Source organism: Ruegeria sp. YTSA144, assembly GCF_059610125.1.
This window is the reverse complement of sequence record NZ_JBXWNA010000002.1, coordinates 282,403-299,957: the sequence shown is the minus strand read 5'-3', so window position 1 is coordinate 299,957 and position 17,555 is coordinate 282,403. Positions and strand designations below refer to the sequence as shown.

Here is a 17,555-nt window from a genome sequence, read left to right as displayed (position 1 = left end):
GCGCCAATCAACTGGCAACAAAGCGGCGTCATATCTCTTCGACGGTCATCACGCCTTCAAGGGATTTGATCGCGCCCTTGATCTGCGGGTTGATCGGGAACTCGCGCCCCAGATCCATTTCGACATCGCCGGGCAGGCTTGGGTCCAGCAACATGAACTGGATTGGCCCCCGTGCGGCCCCTTTCGCGGCAGAGGCGGCGTCTTCCAGCACCTTGGCGACCGTTGGCACAGCCTGCGCTTCGTCAACGTAAATTCGCAGCCCGGTTGCCCCGGCCTCGGCCACGAGGGAATCCGCAGGGCCAACCGAGCGGCCCAGCAGCTTGAGCTGATCGGCTTCCATCGTCGCCTCGGCAGTCAGGACAACCTGCGCGCCGGTTTCCAGAAACTCGCGACACTTCTCCAACGTGTCCGAAAACAGCGTGACCTCATAGGCGCCGGTGGGATCAGACAGCTGAGCGAAGGCAAAACGGTTGCCCTTGGCCGATTTCCGCTCCTGCCGACCGGCGACAACCCCGGCCATCTTGGCGATGAACGGGCCAGACCGGGCCTTTTCCGTAACCTCGTCCAGCGTCATAACCTGCTTGCGTTTCAGCGCGGGCATGTAATCGTCCAGCGGGTGCCCCGACAGGTAGAAGCCGATGGCCTTGAATTCCTCGCTGAGGCGTTCGGCCGGCAGCCAGTCCGGCGTCGGCGACAGGCGCGGTTCGGGCAGGTCATCGCCTGCCTCGCCGAACAGAGACACCTGATTGGAGTTTTTCTGTTCATGGATCGCCGCCGAATACTGCACCAGGCGGTCAAGGCTTTCGAACACGCGGCGGCGGTTCTTGTCGAGCTCATCAAAGGCCCCGGCACGCGCCAGCATTTCCAGCGGACGTTTGCCGACTTTTTTCAGATCGACCCGGCGGGCAAAGTCAAAGAGGTTGACGAACGGCTTGTCTCCCCTGCCCTGTACCACCAGATTCATCGCCTCGACGCCGACATTTTTGAGCGCGCCCAGCGCATAGACCAGCTGACCATCCACCACGTCGAAGGTCGCCAGCGAGCGGTTCACGCAGGGCGGCACGTAAGGCAGGCCCAGCCCCTTGCGGACCTCTTCGAAATACACTGCCAGCTTGTCGGTCAGGTGGATGTCGCAGTTCATGACGCCGGCCATGAACTCGACCGGGTGGTTCGCCTTGAGCCATCCGGTCTGGTAGCTGACCACCGCATAGGCCGCCGCGTGGGATTTGTTGAAGCCGTAATTGGCGAATTTCTCCAGCAGGTCGAACACCTCAGAGGCCTTCTTGGCGTCCACGCCGTTCTTGGCCGCGCCGGCCTCGAATTTCGGGCGTTCGGCGTCCATCGCCTCCTTGATCTTCTTGCCCATCGCGCGGCGCAGCAGGTCGGCGCCGCCAAGGCTGTATCCCGCCATGACCTGCGCGATCTGCATCACCTGTTCCTGGTAGACGATGATGCCCTGCGTTTCTTCCAGGATATGGTCGATCAGCGGGTGGACCGAGGTGATCTCGCGCTGGCCGTTCTTGACCTCGCAATAGGTCGGGATGTTCTCCATCGGGCCGGGGCGATACAGCGCCACAAGGGCCACGATATCCTCGATGCAGGTGGGTTTCATGCGCTTGAGCGCATCCATCATGCCCGAGCTTTCAACCTGGAACACCGCCACGGTTTTGGCTGCTGAGTAAAGCTTATAGGTCGCCTCATCATCCAGCGGGATGGCGTTGATCTGGTTTTCAGCCCCCTCGGCGGGTTCATAAAGCTCGGTTCCATCGGCGGCGATGTGCAAGGGACGTCCGGATTTGAAGATCAGGTCCATCGCGTTCTGGATCACGGTCAGGGTCTTCAGACCCAGAAAGTCGAACTTCACCAGCCCGGCCTGTTCCACCCATTTCATGTTGAACTGGGTCGCGGGCATGTCGGAACGCGGGTCCTGATAGATCGGCACCAGCGCATCCAGAGGCCGGTCGCCGATCACCACCCCCGCCGCGTGGGTCGAAGCATTCCGCAGCAACCCCTCGACCTGCTGGCCATAGGTCAGCAGGCGGTCGACCACTTCTTCCTCGCGCGCGGCCTCGCGCAGGCGGGGTTCGTCTTTCAGGGCCTTTTCGATCGAGACCGGCTTGACGCCTTCGACCGGGATCATCTTGGATAGGCGGTCCACCTGCCCATACGGCATTTGCAGCACCCGCCCGATGTCGCGCACGGCGGCCTTTGACAGCAAGGCCCCGAAGGTGATGATCTGCCCCACCTTGTCGCGCCCGTATTTCTGCTGCACATAGCGGATCACCTCTTCGCGGCGGTCCATGCAGAAGTCGATATCGAAGTCGGGCATCGACACCCGTTCGGGGTTCAGGAAGCGTTCGAACAGCAGGCTGTAGCGCAGCGGATCGAGGTCGGTGATCGTCAGCGCATAGGCCACCAGTGACCCCGCGCCCGAGCCCCGCCCCGGCCCGACGGGAATGTCGTGATCCTTGGCCCATTGGATGAAATCCGCGACGATCAGGAAGTAGCCGGGGAAACCCATGCTTTCGATGATGCCCAGTTCGAAATCCAGACGTTCCTGGTATTCCTCGGGCGTCACCGCATGCGGGATCACGGCCAGACGTTTCTGCAAGCCCTCATTGGCGATGCGCCGCAGCTCGGCCACCTCGTCATCCGCGAATTTCGGCAGGATCGGGTCGCGCCGATAGGCCATGAAAGCGCAGCGTCTGGCGATCTCGACAGTGTTTTCGATGGCCTCGGGCAAGTCCGCGAACAGGGTCGCCATCTCTTGTTGCGACTTGAAATAGTGCTGAGCCGTCAGGCGACGGCGGCCTTCCTGCTGGTCGACATAGGCCCCTTCCGATATGCAGATCAGCGCGTCATGAGCTTCGTACATGTCCGGCGTCGGGAAATAGACGTCATTCGTGGCGACCAGCGGCAGGTTCTTGGCATAGGCCATCTCGACATGGCCGCGCTCGGTCAGGCGCTCGGCCTCAGGCTGGCCATCCTCACCCGGATGACGCTGGAGCTCGATGTAAAACCGATCGGGGAACATTGCCGCCAACCGATCGACCAACGCGTCGGCCGCCGGACGCTGACCCTGTTGCAGCAGCATCCCGACCGGGCCGTCGGGTCCACCGGACAGGCAGATCAACCCTTCGGATCGCTCAGCCAATTCTTCCAAAGTGACCTGAGGCAGTTGCCCGCCCTTGTCCACATAGAGGCAAGTGCTGAGCTTCATCAGGTTTTCGTACCCGGTCTCGGACTGCGCCAGCAGCACCAGAGGCGCGGGTGTCTTCGGCTTCTCGCCGGGCTGGGCCTGAACATAGGTCAGATCGACCTGGCACCCCATGATCGGCTGCACCCCGGCCCCGCTTGCGGTGACCGCGAATTCCAGCGCCGAAAACATCGAATTGGTATCCGTTACGGCAACGGCTGGCATCTCCATCTTCTCGCACAGGCCCGGCAGCTTTTTCAGCCGCACGGCGCCTTCCAGAAGGGAATATTCAGTGTGAACGCGGAGGTGGATGAATCGTGGAGAGCTGCTCATGACACCCAAGCTACCCCAGCCGGCTGCGCGACAAAAGGCGGAACCGCGCCACGTTTGCCGCAAAAAAAATCGCCATTGATTATTCGGCTTTTTCAGAAGGTGCTTCGGGATTGACTGGGCGCCGCAATTAAAAACTGCTTTATTTACAAGTGGCTGCCCATTAATCAGACAAGACGGCAACAGGCCGAATACGTCTAATGGTGTATAACAGAGGCGGTTTTTCTTGCCAGACAAGCCGCGCTGTTTCTAACATCTCATGGCAAGCAATTCGCCCGCCACTCTTTCTACGTCGCATCGAAGGAGGGCCGCAGGGGCGCAACTGGGTAAGGCGACGGGTTTCTCGAATGAACATCACGTTTCTTCTGAACGGAGAGACAGTGGAGTTGGCTGGTGTTGATCCGACAGCCACCCTGCTGGATTGGCTGCGCGAAGATCGCGGTCTGACCGGCACCAAAGAAGGCTGCAACGAAGGCGATTGCGGGGCTTGCACCGTGATGGTGACGGATGACCAAGGCGCCAAGGCCCTGAACTCGTGCATTCTGTTTCTGCCGCAATTGCATGGCAAGGCCGTCCGAACAGTTGAAGGCGCAAGTGGCCCGAATGGCGAAGCGCACCCGGTCCAGCAGGCAATGGTCGATCTGCACGGCTCGCAATGCGGCTTCTGCACACCCGGGTTCGTCATGTCGATGGTCGCCGGGCACACGAATGGTGCAACGGACCATGACACTTTGCTTGCAGGCAACCTTTGCCGCTGCACCGGCTATGCGCCGATCATTCGCGCGGCGAAAGCGGCCGAGGAACAGCCCGTTCCGGTTTGGGTCAAAGATAGCCCACCTGCAACGATTGCCGCTTCGCGCATGCTGCCAACCTCATCCGACGAATTGGCCGCCGTGTATGCCGAGAACCCGAATGCGACTCTGGTCGCTGGTGCGACCGATGTGGGCCTTTGGGTCACGAAACAATTGCGTGAACTTGACCCGGTGATCTTCCTCAACCGCTGTGATGATTTGAAGAAGATCACGCTCGGCAGTGAAGAAGTCCGCTTTGGTGCCATGGTCGACATGAATCGCATGGCAGATGCATTGGTCGATCTGCATCCCTCCTATGCCGAGATGATCCGACGCTATGCGAGCGTTCAGGTTCGCCATGCGGCCACGGTCGGAGGCAATATCGCCAACGGCTCGCCCATCGGGGACAACCCGCCCGCGCTGATCGCATTGAACGCGACACTGCACCTGCGCAAGGGCAACGATCGGCGGTCGATCCCGCTGGAAGAGTTCTTCATCGACTACGGCAAACAGGATCGGGTTCCGGGCGAGTTTGTCGAAGCCGTCAGCTTCCCGCGCCAACCAGATCGCCTGAAGGTCTACAAGCTCAGCAAACGGTTCGATCAGGATATCTCGGCCGTCTGCGGCTGTTTCAACATAACCGTTTCGGAGGGCAGCGTCATACAGGCGCGCATCGCGTTTGGTGGCATGGCCGGTACTCCGAAACGGGCAACCCATGTCGAGGCCGCTTTGATCGGCAAACCGTGGACGCGCAAGACCGTAGACGCCGCGCTGCCTTCCTTTGCCGACGACTTTTCGCCACTCACGGATATGCGCGCCTCGGCCCTGTATCGTCTGGAAACCGCCAAGGCGATGCTGCAACGGTATTTGCTGGAAGATCAGGGTGAGATCACCAATGTGCTGGAGGTGTCGGCATGAGTGTGACGCAAGCCCTGCCCCACGACGCCGCCCCATTGCACGTTTCGGGCGCGGCACGGTACGTGGATGACATCCCGACACCCAAGGGCACGCTGCATCTGGCCTTTGGCCTGAGCCCGATCGCCAGGGGCAAGATCACCGCAATGGATCTGTCGGCTGTCAAAAACGCCGAGGGTGTCGTGATGGTCATGACGGCACAGGATCTGCCATTTGCCAACGATGTCTCGCCCTCGATCCACGATGAGCCGCTGCTGTCGGACGGCTCGGTGCACTATATCGGTCAGCCCGTGTTCCTGGTCGTTGCCACCAGCCATCTGGCAGCCCGCAAAGCGGCGCGATTGGGTAAGGTCGACTACGCCGAAGACGTGCCGATCCTGACGATCGAAGAGGCGCTGGCCGCCGACAGCCGGTTTGAAGACGGTCCACGCATCTATGCCAAGGGCGATGCGGATGCGGCCATTGCCAATGCACCGCATGTGATCGAAGGTTCGTTTGAACTGGGCGGGCAGGAGCATTTCTATCTGGAAGGTCAGGCCGCGCTGGCCGTGCCGAATGAAGGTGCGGATATGCTGGTGCACAGCTCGACCCAGCACCCGACCGAGATTCAGCACAAAGTGGCCGACGCTCTGGGCGTTCCGATGCACGCCGTCCGGGTCGAGACCCGCCGCATGGGCGGAGGATTTGGCGGCAAGGAAAGTCAGGGCAATGCGCTGGCCGTGGCCTGCGCCGTGGCCGCCCGCGCAACCGGCAAGGCGTGCAAGATGCGCTATGACCGCGACGATGACATGATCATCACCGGCAAGCGCCACGCCTTTCGCATCTCGTACCGTGCTGGCTTCGATGAGAATGGACATATACAGGGCCTCTCACTCCACCACTATGCGATCTGCGGCTGGGCGCAGGACCTGTCGTTGCCCGTGGCGGACCGGGCGATGCTGCACTCGGACAACGCCTACCTTTTGCCGAACGCCCGGATCGAAAGCCACCGGTTGAAGACCAACACCCAATCTGCCACGGCCTATCGCGGGTTCGGCGGCCCCCAGGGCATGGTCGGCATCGAACGGGTCATGGACCATGCCGCGCATGAACTGGGTTTGGATCCCGTTGAGCTGCGCCGCCGGAATTACTATGCACCCGCGCACGCCGTGGCCGAGAGCACACCGACAGAAAAACCACTGGGGCATCCCGATCCGCACGAAGACCTGACCAGCCGCGGCGCCGTTGAAATGGGCGACGCACCGGTGCGTCCTCTGCCCGCCGGCGGCAACACCACACCCTATGGGATGGAGGTCAGCGATTTCGAACTGCACGGCATGACCGAGGCGTTGCTGAAATCCAGCGACTATGCCGCGCGTAAGGCGGCCATCGCGCAATGGAACGCCGAAAACAGCGTAATCAAAAAGGGCATCGCCTTTTCCCCGGTCAAGTTTGGTATCTCGTTCACGTTGACTCACCTGAATCAGGCGGGTGCGCTGGTACATGTCTATCAGGACGGATCAGTCCACCTGAATCACGGTGGCACCGAGATGGGCCAGGGCCTGTTCCAGAAGGTCGCTCAGGTCGCCGCGTCGCGCTTTGGCATACCGCTGGAGATGGTGAAAATCACCGCAACCGACACGGCGAAAGTACCAAACACGTCTGCGACGGCGGCATCTTCGGGAAGTGACCTGAACGGTATGGCGGTGAAGGCCGCTTGCGACACGATCCGTGATCGGATGGCCGTCTATCTTGCAGAGCGTCATCAGGCCGATCCATCGACGGTCACGTTCACGGATGGGTATGTCTCGGTCTCAGAAGAACGCTATACTTTCGCCGAAGCCGCCGCACTGGCCTATCAAGGGCGCGTCAGCCTGTCGGCCACGGGCTTCTACAAAACACCCAAGATCGAATGGGACCGGATCGCCGGGCGCGGTCGCCCCTTCTTCTACTTTGCCTACGGCGCTTCCGTTACCGAGGTGGCGGTGGACACTCTGACCGGTGAAAACCGCATTCTGCGAACGGATATCCTGCATGATGCGGGCGCGTCGCTGAACCCGGCTTTGGACATAGGTCAGGTCGAAGGCGGTTATGTGCAGGGCGCGGGGTGGCTGACGACCGAGGAACTCGTGTGGGACGGCAAAGGAAACCTGCGCACGCACGCGCCCTCGACCTACAAGATCCCGGCCTGCTCGGACCGGCCGGACATCTTCAACGTCACGCTTTGGGATGGCGAAAACCGCGAGGACACGATCTATCGCTCGAAAGCTGTAGGCGAGCCGCCTTTCATGCTTGGTATTTCCGCATGGCTGGCGCTGTCGAACGCAGTTGCCGCCTGCGGAGACAAGTACCCGGCCCTGAACGCTCCGGCCACGGCCGAAGAGGTTTGGCGCGGGGTCCAGAGGATGAAGGGAGGCATCTGATGGGATTTGACCTTGAGGCTTTGAGGGAGGCGGTCAAAACCCACGGGAAAGTGGTTCGGGTGGTCATCGCCGGGATCAAAGGGTCGTCCCCGCGCGAGGTGGGTGCTGCAATGCTGGTCTGGAAAGACGGGCAAAGCGGAACCATCGGCGGTGGAACGCTGGAATACCAGGCCGCAGAGGCCGCACGAACGCAAACAGTGGCCACGCGCCTGACGCATCACACGCTGGGACCGGACATGGGGCAATGTTGCGGCGGAGCAGTCTCTTTGTTCAGCGAGGTCTATGATCTCAAGACGGTTGAAACGCTGGATGATACGATCATTGCACGATCAGCTTCGGGGGGCGCCATGCCTCTTTCCGTCAAGCGAATGCTGGCGGCGGCACGCAGTCAGGGCATTGCACCCGAACCGCGCCTGATCGACGGCTGGATGATCGAACCGGTGCATAAACCGGCGCGAAACCTGTGGATCTGGGGCGCAGGTCACGTCGGGCGGGCGCTGGTGGATGTTCTGTCCCCCCTGCCCGATCTTGCGATCACTTGGGTCGATACCGGCCCCGAGCGCTTTCCCGACGTGATTCCCCAAGGCGTGACCGATCTGCCAGCGACGAAACCGGCCGACCTTGTGCGACATGCACCGGCCAATGCCGAGCACCTTGTGCTGACTTATTCACACAATCTGGATCTGGAACTGTGCAACAGGCTGCTTTTGCACGATTTCCGCTTTGCGGGACTGATTGGCTCGGCTACCAAATGGGCGCGGTTCCGATCGCGGCTGGCGGCCCTTGGGCATCCGCCCGACCGGATAAGCCGGATAACCTGCCCAATTGGTGACCCGTCGCTGGGCAAACACCCGCAGATGATCGCCGTGGGCGTCGCAGCGCACCTGCTGCGTCCGGCCCGGCAGAACGAGTTGAAGAAGGACCTGAGCGCGTGACCACTCCATTGCTGAGCCTGCAAGGGTTGACCAAAGCCTATCCCGGTGTCGTGGCCAATGATCAGGTGTCCTTTGACATCGGTGAGGGCGAAGTTCACGCCTTGTTGGGGGAAAACGGGGCCGGGAAATCCACGCTGGTCAAGATGATCTATGGGCTGGTGAAACCTGACAGTGGCACCATGCTGTTGCGCGGTCAGCCTTTTGCGCCGCCTGAACCCCGCGCCGCGCGGGCTGACGGAATTGCGATGGTGTTTCAGCATTTTTCGCTGTTTGACGCCCTGAACGTGGCCGAAAACATCGCCTTGGGGATGGAAAACCCGCCCGCCATGGGTGATCTGGCCTCGCGCATCCGCGAAGTGTCCGAAACCTACGGCCTGCCGCTGGATCCGTTCCGTACTGTGGGCGATCTGTCCGCCGGCGAACGCCAGCGTGTCGAAATTATCCGTTGCCTGCTGCAAGACCCGAAACTGCTGATCATGGACGAACCGACCTCGGTACTGACCCCGCAGGAGGTCGAGATCCTGTTCGAAACGCTGAACAAGTTGCGGTCCGAGGGTACGTCGATCCTGTATATCTCGCACAAGCTGGAAGAGATTCGGACCCTGTGTGACCACGCCACGATCCTGCGGCTTGGGAAAAATGTCGGCGAGTGCGTCCCCTCTGAGACCTCGGCCCGCGACATGGCCGAACTGATGGTGGGAACGGCCCTGCAAACCCCGGAACGTTCCGGGCGTGATTTTGGCGCTGTGGCGCTGGATGTCAGCGGGCTGTCGGTGCCTTCTCCGTCAGAATTCGGTACCGCATTGCGCAACGTGCATTTGACCGTCCGCAAGGGCGAGGTTCTGGGCATTGGTGGTGTTGCGGGCAACGGGCAGGATGAATTGCTGGGCGTTTTATCTGGTGAAATCCTGACGACGGCCGATGCGATCAAATTCAACGGTCAGGCGATTGGTAAGCTGGGCCCAACAGCGCGACGCAAACTTGGCGTGTTGACCGCGCCCGAAGAACGGCTGGGCCATGCCGCTGCCCCGAACATGAGCCTGACCGAAAACGCCCTGTTGACCGGTTCGGTTCGAGAGGGTCTGGAAAGCAACGGCTTTCTGAAATGGACCGAGACCAGGAGCTTTGCGGAGAAGATCATCGAGGTTTTTGACGTCCGGACACCCGGCCCGGACAACGCGGCACGGTCTTTGTCCGGGGGGAACCTACAGAAATTCGTGATCGGACGCGAAGTGCTGCAAAACCCGGATGTGCTGGTGGTGAACCAGCCAACCTGGGGCGTGGATGCCGCAGCGGCCGCGTCGATCCGGCAGGCAATCCTCGACCTGGCGGCAAAGGGAACGGCGGTTGTCTGCATCTCTCAGGATCTGGATGAGTTGATGGAAATCTCGGACAGCTTTGCTGCGCTGAACGAGGGCCGCCTGAGCGCGCCACGTCCGACGACCGGACTGACAGTGGACGAGATCGGGCTGATGATGGGCGGTGCCCACGGAATGGAGGTGGCGCATGTGTGATCTGTTGGGCCGCCTTCGGCGAGAGTATTTGAAAAAAGATGAAGAAGTCAGAGGAACGAGCTGATGATTGTGCTGGAGAAACGTCCTCAGCCTTCCAGGGTCTGGTCTTATGCGACGCCGTTGGTTGCAGTTTTGGCGACGATGTTTTTTGGTGGTTTGTTGTTCGCCATACTGGGCAAGAATCCGGTCGAGGCCATCGGCACCATCTTCTGGGAACCTCTTTTTGGTGAATTCGCCTTTTATTACCGCCCGCAGCTGTTGGTGAAAGGCGCGCCGCTGGTGCTGATCGCCATCGGCCTTTCGTTGGGGTTTCGGGCAGGCATCTGGAACATCGGGGCCGAAGGCCAGTATATCATGGGCGCCATCTTCGGTGCGGGTGCCGGGCTGGCATTCTACCCGCTTGAGGCATGGTACATTTTCCCGATCATGGTCATCGCAGGTGCCTTCGGTGGCTGGCTGTGGGCAATGATCCCGGCTGTTCTGAAAGTACGCTTTGGCACCAACGAAATCCTCGTGTCGCTGATGCTGGTTTACGTGGCCGAGCAGATGCTGGCCTCGGTTTCGCTGGGGTTGCTGAAAAACCCCGAGGGGTTCGGCTTTCCGGGATCGCGCAACCTGCAATCTTATGAAAGTGCTCACAATGCTGAATTGATCATCGGTTCCGGGATGCACTGGGGTGTGGTCGCGGCTTTCATCGCGGTGATTTTTGCCTATGTGCTGCTCAATCGTCACATGTTGGGCTTCCACATTCGTTTGACGGGTGAAGCACCCCGTGCGGCCAAGTTTGCGGGTGTAAACCCCGCCCGCCTGATCCTGTTCTGTCTTGGGATGTCCGGCGCTCTGGCCGGTCTGGCCGGGATGTTCGAAGTATCCGGGCCTTCGGGTCAGGTCAGCATTGATTTCAACGTCGGCTATGGTTTCACAGCAATCATCGTGGCCTTTCTGGGCCGCCTGCACCCGGTAGGCATACTTCTTGCCGGGTTTCTGATGGCGCTCACCTATATCGGCGGTGAAATCGCGCAGTCTCAGCTGGGCCTGCCAGCCGCCGCCATTCAGGTGTTCCAGGGCATGCTTCTGTTCTTCCTGCTGGCCCTAGACCTGTTGACCAACTACCGCATCCGTGCGGCCCGAAAAGAGGTGGCGTGACTCATGGATCTTGGCCAAATCAACCCCGTACTTCTGGTCGCCTCACTGATGGTGGCCGCAACGCCCCTGCTGCTTGCAGCAATCGGAGAGCTGGTCGTCGAAAAGTCAGGTGTTCTGAACCTCGGCGTCGAAGGCATGATGATCGTGGGTGCGATCAGCGGCTTTGCCATCTCGGTCGAGACCGGCTCGCCCTGGCTGGGCTTTGTCGCTGCCGCCATCGGCGGCGCTGTTCTTTCGCTGCTGTTCGTCTTGTTGACGCAGTTTGCATTGGCCAATCAGGTGGCCAGCGGTCTGGCTCTGACCCTGTTTGGCCTTGGGTTCAGCGCACTGATCGGGCAGAGCTATGTGGGGATCAAACCCCCCAGTATGGGCGACATCCATATTCCGCTGATCAGCGATATCCCGGTTGTCGGCCCGATCCTGTTCCAACATGACCCGATCCTGTACCTGGGCATCGCGATCACGGCGACCGTCTGGGCGGTGCTGAAATACACGCGTGTTGGTCTGATCCTGCGGGCCGTCGGTGAAAACCACGATGCCGCGCATGCGCTTGGCTACAAGGTGATCAAGATCCGCATTCTGGCCATCATGTTCGGCGGCGCCTGCGCCGGTCTGGGCGGGGCCTATATCAGCCTGATCCGCGTGCCGCAGTGGACCGAGGGCATGACCGCCGGCGTCGGCTGGATCGCATTGGCCCTTGTTGTCTTTGCAAGCTGGAAACCGTGGCGGGTCCTGTTGGGTGCCTATTTGTTCGGCGGCATTACCGTGTTGCAGCTTAATTTGCAGGCGGCAGGCGTTGCCATTCCCGTCGAGTATCTGGCAATGTCGCCCTATATCATCACGATCCTTGTGCTTGTGATCCTTTCGGCCGACAAGAGCAGCGCGCCTGCTTCGCTGGGCCGGATATTCCATGCCTCACACTAGGGGCCAACAGTACCAATTTGGGGAGTAACACATGAAATTCACCGCACTTCTGACGAGCGCCGCCATGGCGCTGGGTCTGGCCTCGGGGGCCATGGCCGAAGACAAGACCAAAGTCGGTTTCGTCTATGTCGGCCCGGTCGGCGATGGCGGCTGGACCTATGAACATGACAAGGGCCGGCAGGCCGTTGAAAAAGAGTTCGGCGACAAGGTTGAAACCGTATTCGTTGAATCGGTTCCCGAAGGCCCGGACGCCGAGCGTGTGATGACGCAGATGGCGCTGGAAGGCGCGGATCTGATCTTTACCACTTCGTTCGGTTACATGGACCCGACCATCAACGTGGCCAAGAAATTCCCGAACGTTAAATTCGAGCATGCAACCGGCTATAAAACCGCCGACAACGTCTCGGTCTACTCGGCCCGCTTCTACGAAGGCCGCGCGGTTCAGGGCCACATCGCCGGTAAAATGACCAAGTCGAACATCATCGGCTATATCGGGTCCTACCCGATCCCCGAGGTGATCCGCGGCATCAACTCGGCCTATATCCACGCCAAGAAGGTGAACCCGGATGTCGAGTTCAAGATCGTCTGGGCCTACACGTGGTTCGACCCGGCGAAAGAAGCTGACGCCGCCACCGTTTTGATCGAACAGGGCGCGGACGTAATCCTGCAACACACCGACTCGACAGCACCGCAAGCAGCGGCGCAAGAGGCCGGCAACGTGATCACCTTCGGTCAGGCATCGGACATGAGCGAATACGCACCGCTCCCGCGTGTGTCATCGATCATCGACAACTGGGCCCCCTATTACATCGCGCGGACTAAAGCGGTAATGGACGGGACATGGACATCCTCCAACACCTGGGACGGTATCGGAGCAGGAATGGTCGAAATCGGCGAGATTTCGGACGCGGTTCCCGCAGATGTCAAAGAAGAGGCGCTGGCCCTGAAGGCGGCGCTTGCAGATGGCAGCTATCACGCGTTCACCGGTCCGCTGAAGAAGCAGGACGGAAGCGACTGGCTGGCTGAAGGCGAAACCGCTGACGATGGCACGCTGGCTGGCATGAACTTCTATGTTGAAGGGCTGGAAGGCGAGATTCCGCAGTAAGCTTTTTCATCAAGGAATGAATTAGGCCCGCACCTGGTCTGCGGGCCTTTTTTATGCGCACCGGCATCGGACAAAATCTGGTTAGCGTGAATGACGTTCGCATACCGCCCGGGTCGATCAAGCCCTGCCCTGCGTTCGCCACCCCACCAGGCTGAGACAGGCAAACAAAACAGCGGCCACGCAGACTATCGAAGGCCCCGCCGGAGTATCGAACACATAAGCCGCTCTGAGCCCCGCAATCGCGGAAAACGCGCCTATTGCGGCCGCTATCAATGCCATTGCTTCGGGCGATCGGGCCAGATTTCGTGCCGCCGCCGCGGGAATGATCAACATCGCCGCAATCAGCAATACCCCCACGACCTTGATCGCAACAGCCACGGTTACCGCCAGAGACAGGGTCAGGATCAACTGTTCCCGTCTCGGGTCGAAACCACTGGCATAGGCCAGTTCCTCATTCAATGTGGCCGTCAAAAGCTGAGCCCATCGCCAGGCGATCAGCGCCACGACAAGCGCGGCGCCGCCCCAGATCACCAGCAGATCCGATCGGGAAACCGCAAGAATATCCCCGAACAGATACGCCATCAAATCTATGCGGACGCCGGACAAAAACGAGACAGCAACCAGACCGAAGGCCAAAGCGGAATGCGCCAGGACCCCCAGCAGCGTGTCCATCGCATAGCCACGACCGGCCAACAAGGTGACCGTCAGCGCCATAATCAGTGCAACGGCCAGCGCTCCGGTGAAGATCGACATCTGAAAGGTCAGCGACAGGGCCACGCCCAGAATTGCGGCATGTGCGGTTGCGTCACCGAAATACGCCATGCGGCGCCACACCACGAAACACCCAAGAGGAGCAGCCGCAAACGCAACACCGATACCTGCGAGCGTTGCCCGCATCATGAAATCGTCAAGCATCATTCCGCCGCTTCCTGAGGGTTTGCATCATGGTCGTGATTGTGATCGTGCTCGTGCCGGTACAGGGCAAGCGCACCGCCTGTTCCCGTTCCGAACAAGGCCCGGTATTCGGGTGCCGAAGCGACCACCGCCGGCGATCCTTCACAGCAGACATGCCCGTTGAGACAAATCACCCTGTCCGAGGCGCTCATGACCACGTGCAATTCGTGACTGATCATCAGGATTGCACATCCGGTTTCGCGGCGTACGGCCTCGATTTGCTGGTAGAAACTCGCCGAACCGCGCTGGTCCAGCCCTTGGGTCGCCTCATCCAGCAGCAGAAGGTCAGGTTTGTTGATCAGCGCCCGCGCCAGCAACACACGCTGAAACTGACCGCCCGACAGTTGCGACATCTGACGTTTCAACAGATCCGGGACGCCCGCCGTTTCCAGCGCCTCGACGCATTGGCGACGTGAAACGCGATCCGTCAGGCGCATGAACCTCTCGACCGAGATTGGCAAGGTGGGATCCACATGCAGTTTCTGCGGCACATATCCGACCTTCAATCCGGGTTTCAGTGATACACGCCCGGCACATGGCCTGGTCGCGCCAATGATGGCGCGCAACAGGCTGGTTTTACCCGATCCGTTTGGCCCGACGATGGTGACGATCTCACCAGGTTCGACTGCCATATCCACATGGCTCAGAACAGTATTGGCGCCGTAGCGCACACTGAGATTCTCGACACAGACGAGCGTCATTTTCAGGCCTTTTCGGTGCAGTCGGGGCAAAGTCCCTCGGCTTCTACAACCGTTCGCTCGATCTCGAAACCCGCAGCGCGCGCAGCAGCACCAAGAACACCTTTAGCCGGCGCGGACTGCGCCTCGGCAACCGCATCGCACTTCCTGCAAATCATGAATGCCGGAGAATGCGACGCGCCGGGATGAGAACAGGCGACGAACGCATTCAGGCGCTCGATCTTGTGAACGAACCCGTTTTGAACAAGGAAATCAAGCGCCCGATAGGCGACCGGTGGTTGAGATCCGAACCCTTCCTCTCGCAATCGGTCAAGGATGGCATAGGCACCAAGGGCCCGATGCTCTTGCAGCAGCATTTCCAAGACCTTGCGGCGAACCGGCGTCAGGCGCAGCCCCTCGCCCTTGCACCGTGCCTCGGCGGATAGCAACGCCGTTTTGACGCAAGTCTGGTGGTCATGTTCCTGAAACCCGACCGGGGCCGCCTCATCGACAGAGACAGGATTCGTATCACTTGTCATGTTATTTCATTTCATGTATTGCCACTCGTAACGTTATAAAATCACACAGAGGGTCTGATGTCCAGAAAGCTTCTTCCAGTTTCGATCACGGTTGCATTGATGGGAGGAACCGCCATCGCGGACGTTCCGAACGTTGCGGTCGATATCGCGCCTATCCACTCGCTTGTTTCCCGGGTTATGGACGGCGTCGGAACACCGGCCCTGATCGTCGCACCAGGTGCCTCGCCTCATGAATACAACCTGCGCCCGTCCGAGGCGGCCGCATTGCAGGATGCCGATCTGGTGTTCTGGGTGGGAGAAGACCTGACACCTTGGATGGAAAGTGCCATCGAAACCCTTGCCGACAGTGCGACGGTCACGTCCCTACTTGACGCCGATGGTACGGTTCTTCTGGAGTTCCGCGAAAGCGCCGTTTTCGAGGCACATGATCATGCCGGCGAAGAGGAACATGATCATGAAGATGAGCACGTCGAAGACGACGGGCACGATCATGATGATCATGAACATGGTCACGACGACCACGCCAAGGATGATGACCACGATCACGAAGAACATGCCGATCAAGAAAAGCATGATGAGCATCACGATCACGCGCATGGCGAGCACGATCCACATGCATGGCTTTCACCCGCAAATGCAGAAACCTGGCTGAACCTGATCGCCGCACAGCTGTCGTCTGCCGATCCGGACAATGCAGGTGCATATTTTGCCAATGCCGCAGCCGCGCGCGCTGAAATGGCCGCGCTGTCTGCACAAGTGGCCGAGACGCTTGGACCGGTTCGCGGAGGAAGCTTCGTCGTGTTCCACGACGCCTACCAGTATTTCGAGGATGCATTTGACTTTCCAGCCGCAGGTGCGATTTCCATCGCCGACGCCTCGGACCCGAGCCCGGCTCGTATCGCCGAGATTCAAAGCCGTATCCGCGAAGAAGGTATCAGCTGCGTTCTGGCCGAGCCACAGTTCAACCCCGGCATCGTCAAAACCGTGCTGGACGGGACCGAGGCCAAAACGGGCGTAATCGATCCGCTGGGCTCTGATCTGGAACCCGGAGCGGATCTCTACCCGCAAGTCATTCTCAACATGGCAAAAACTCTGGCCGAGTGTCTCTAACCCCGTTGCAAACCCGGCTCGGGTTGAGAAACCGGCCGGGTTCAACCTTTCAGGAAACAGGGCGGATCAGCGCGCAGACCGAAAAAACCAGCAGCTGCATCATGTCCGACGGCAATGTCAGGGAAACCTGACACTACCGCTTCTCTGACCCAGCGTGTTGCAGCCAAACGATCCTTCAGGAACACATCTCAATCGCCAACGCGCTTGTCAGATCGCCTCGGAAACGGATTGGTCTCACTCCTTGAGACGTGCTTTTAGGAAGGTGATTTCAAACCCAGCTTTTTCAGGGCTGCATCCGCTGCCCGCGTCCACCTTTCCCGAAGGGCAGCGTTGGTGCTGTGGCGCAAGCCAAGTGATCTCAGATGCTCAAATCGTTTCGGGTCATCCCTCCCGAAAGACACAGCTACGCGGGGCCACCAATAGTCCACAGCGTCTTGCATATCTTGCGACTCTCCGTTTTCAACCAGCTTAACAGCACCTTCCAACGCCAGTTCGCCGTGATGCGCCTCGATCGGTGCGATCTGCCGGAAAGCCTCGGCGAGTGGTTGATAAGAGACGGTCGAGAACTCCGCCAGTTGCTCTGCCACGGCACGGCTCATCAGCAGGTTCATGACGACGGCGTCAGTCCAACCGGCAATCGGATAATTGAACACCGCAAGCCGCATGTCATGTTCGCTGCGGGTCGCGCCGATATCCGCTTTTCGATCCAACCGGGCAGTCCAGGGGTGATGCGTGGCATAACGATCCGTGTCGGCGCCGAACTCACCCATGATTTTCAGAACCCGGTCCGCGTGGTCCGTCTTTTCCAGCACGATCTTCGCCGCCGCGATACGTTCCTTTATGCCAGGGCCCTGGTTGATGACATCAGCAAAGCCTGCGGCACCTGCGAGTTCGCTGTCCACAAACGTAGCCATCAGTTTCATCAGCTCGGCGCGGTAACGCGGCGGTACGTTGGTCGGATTGGTCAGCACTCCGCCTGCGGCCAGGTAGCTGTCGAGTGTCATGGCGTCGGTCATT

At 60.0% G+C, this 17,555-nt stretch carries 13 protein-coding genes; 8 read left to right on the top strand and 5 right to left on the bottom strand.

Features of this window, described 5'->3' with window-relative positions:
* Positions 1 to 28: 28 nt before the first annotated feature.
* Positions 29 to 3,529, bottom strand: coding sequence for a DNA polymerase III subunit alpha (gene dnaE / locus AC2FF8_RS08405; protein ID WP_496879429.1), 3,501 nt, complete (start codon positions 3,527 to 3,529; stop codon positions 29 to 31).
* A gap of 344 nt (positions 3,530 to 3,873) precedes the next feature.
* Between dnaE and xdhA the strand changes: the two genes are divergently transcribed.
* The 7 genes from xdhA (at position 3,874) to AC2FF8_RS08370 (ending at position 13,258) form a co-directional block, all read left to right on the top strand.
* A complete protein-coding gene (gene xdhA, locus AC2FF8_RS08400; RefSeq protein WP_496879428.1) occupies positions 3,874 to 5,235 on the top strand; it encodes a xanthine dehydrogenase small subunit in 1,362 nt (453 codons plus the stop codon).
* The gene (gene xdhB, locus AC2FF8_RS08395; RefSeq protein ID WP_496879427.1) at positions 5,232 to 7,634 is read left to right on the top strand and encodes a xanthine dehydrogenase molybdopterin binding subunit; all 2,403 of its coding nucleotides are present in this window, start codon (positions 5,232 to 5,234) and stop codon (positions 7,632 to 7,634) included. Before xdhA ends, xdhB begins: the two co-directional genes overlap by 4 nt.
* Positions 7,634 to 8,569, top strand: a complete 936-nt coding sequence (xdhC, locus tag AC2FF8_RS08390) for a xanthine dehydrogenase accessory protein XdhC (RefSeq protein WP_496879426.1) — start codon at positions 7,634 to 7,636, stop codon at positions 8,567 to 8,569. The genes xdhB and xdhC overlap by 1 nt, the downstream gene beginning before the upstream one ends.
* Complete coding sequence (locus tag AC2FF8_RS08385; protein WP_170346888.1) at positions 8,566 to 10,083, top strand: ABC transporter ATP-binding protein; 1,518 nt, start codon at positions 8,566 to 8,568, stop codon at positions 10,081 to 10,083. The genes xdhC and AC2FF8_RS08385 overlap by 4 nt, the downstream gene beginning before the upstream one ends.
* Positions 10,084 to 10,146: 63 nt before the next feature.
* Complete coding sequence (locus tag AC2FF8_RS08380; protein WP_170346887.1) at positions 10,147 to 11,229, top strand: ABC transporter permease; 1,083 nt, start codon at positions 10,147 to 10,149, stop codon at positions 11,227 to 11,229.
* Positions 11,230 to 11,232: 3 nt separating this feature from the next.
* Positions 11,233 to 12,153, top strand: a complete 921-nt coding sequence (locus AC2FF8_RS08375) for an ABC transporter permease (protein ID WP_170346886.1) — start codon at positions 11,233 to 11,235, stop codon at positions 12,151 to 12,153.
* A 31-nt stretch (positions 12,154 to 12,184) separates the two neighbouring features.
* A complete protein-coding gene (locus AC2FF8_RS08370) occupies positions 12,185 to 13,258 on the top strand; it encodes a BMP family ABC transporter substrate-binding protein (RefSeq protein WP_170346885.1) in 1,074 nt (357 codons plus the stop codon).
* A gap of 117 nt (positions 13,259 to 13,375) precedes the next feature.
* Here the strand turns inward: AC2FF8_RS08370 and AC2FF8_RS08365 are convergent, their stop codons facing one another.
* Genes AC2FF8_RS08365 through AC2FF8_RS08355 form a run of 3 tightly spaced genes read right to left on the bottom strand, consistent with a single transcriptional unit; the run spans position 13,376 to position 15,428 of the window.
* Positions 13,376 to 14,173, bottom strand: a complete 798-nt coding sequence (locus AC2FF8_RS08365) for a metal ABC transporter permease (RefSeq protein ID WP_496879470.1) — start codon at positions 14,171 to 14,173, stop codon at positions 13,376 to 13,378.
* Entirely contained in the window at positions 14,173 to 14,913 is a 741-nt protein-coding gene (locus AC2FF8_RS08360; RefSeq protein WP_496879425.1) for a metal ABC transporter ATP-binding protein, read from the bottom strand. The genes AC2FF8_RS08365 and AC2FF8_RS08360 overlap by 1 nt, the downstream gene beginning before the upstream one ends.
* 2 nt (positions 14,914 to 14,915) lie before the next feature.
* Positions 14,916 to 15,428 carry a Fur family transcriptional regulator gene (locus AC2FF8_RS08355; RefSeq protein WP_170346883.1) on the bottom strand — a complete coding sequence of 171 codons (513 nt, stop codon included), beginning with the start codon at positions 15,426 to 15,428 and terminating at the stop codon, positions 14,916 to 14,918.
* Between the two features lie 57 nt (positions 15,429 to 15,485).
* Here AC2FF8_RS08355 and AC2FF8_RS08350 point away from each other — a divergent pair, with 57 nt between their 5' ends.
* Positions 15,486 to 16,538: a zinc ABC transporter substrate-binding protein gene (locus tag AC2FF8_RS08350; RefSeq protein WP_496879424.1), complete on the top strand. Its 1,053-nt coding sequence runs from the start codon at positions 15,486 to 15,488 to the stop codon at positions 16,536 to 16,538.
* A 254-nt stretch (positions 16,539 to 16,792) separates the two neighbouring features.
* Here the strand turns inward: AC2FF8_RS08350 and AC2FF8_RS08345 are convergent, their stop codons facing one another.
* Positions 16,793 to 17,554 (bottom strand): Phenylacetic acid catabolic protein, encoded by a 762-nt coding sequence (locus tag AC2FF8_RS08345; RefSeq protein WP_170346881.1) that lies wholly within the window; start codon positions 17,552 to 17,554, stop codon positions 16,793 to 16,795.
* Position 17,555: the final 1 nt, after the last annotated feature.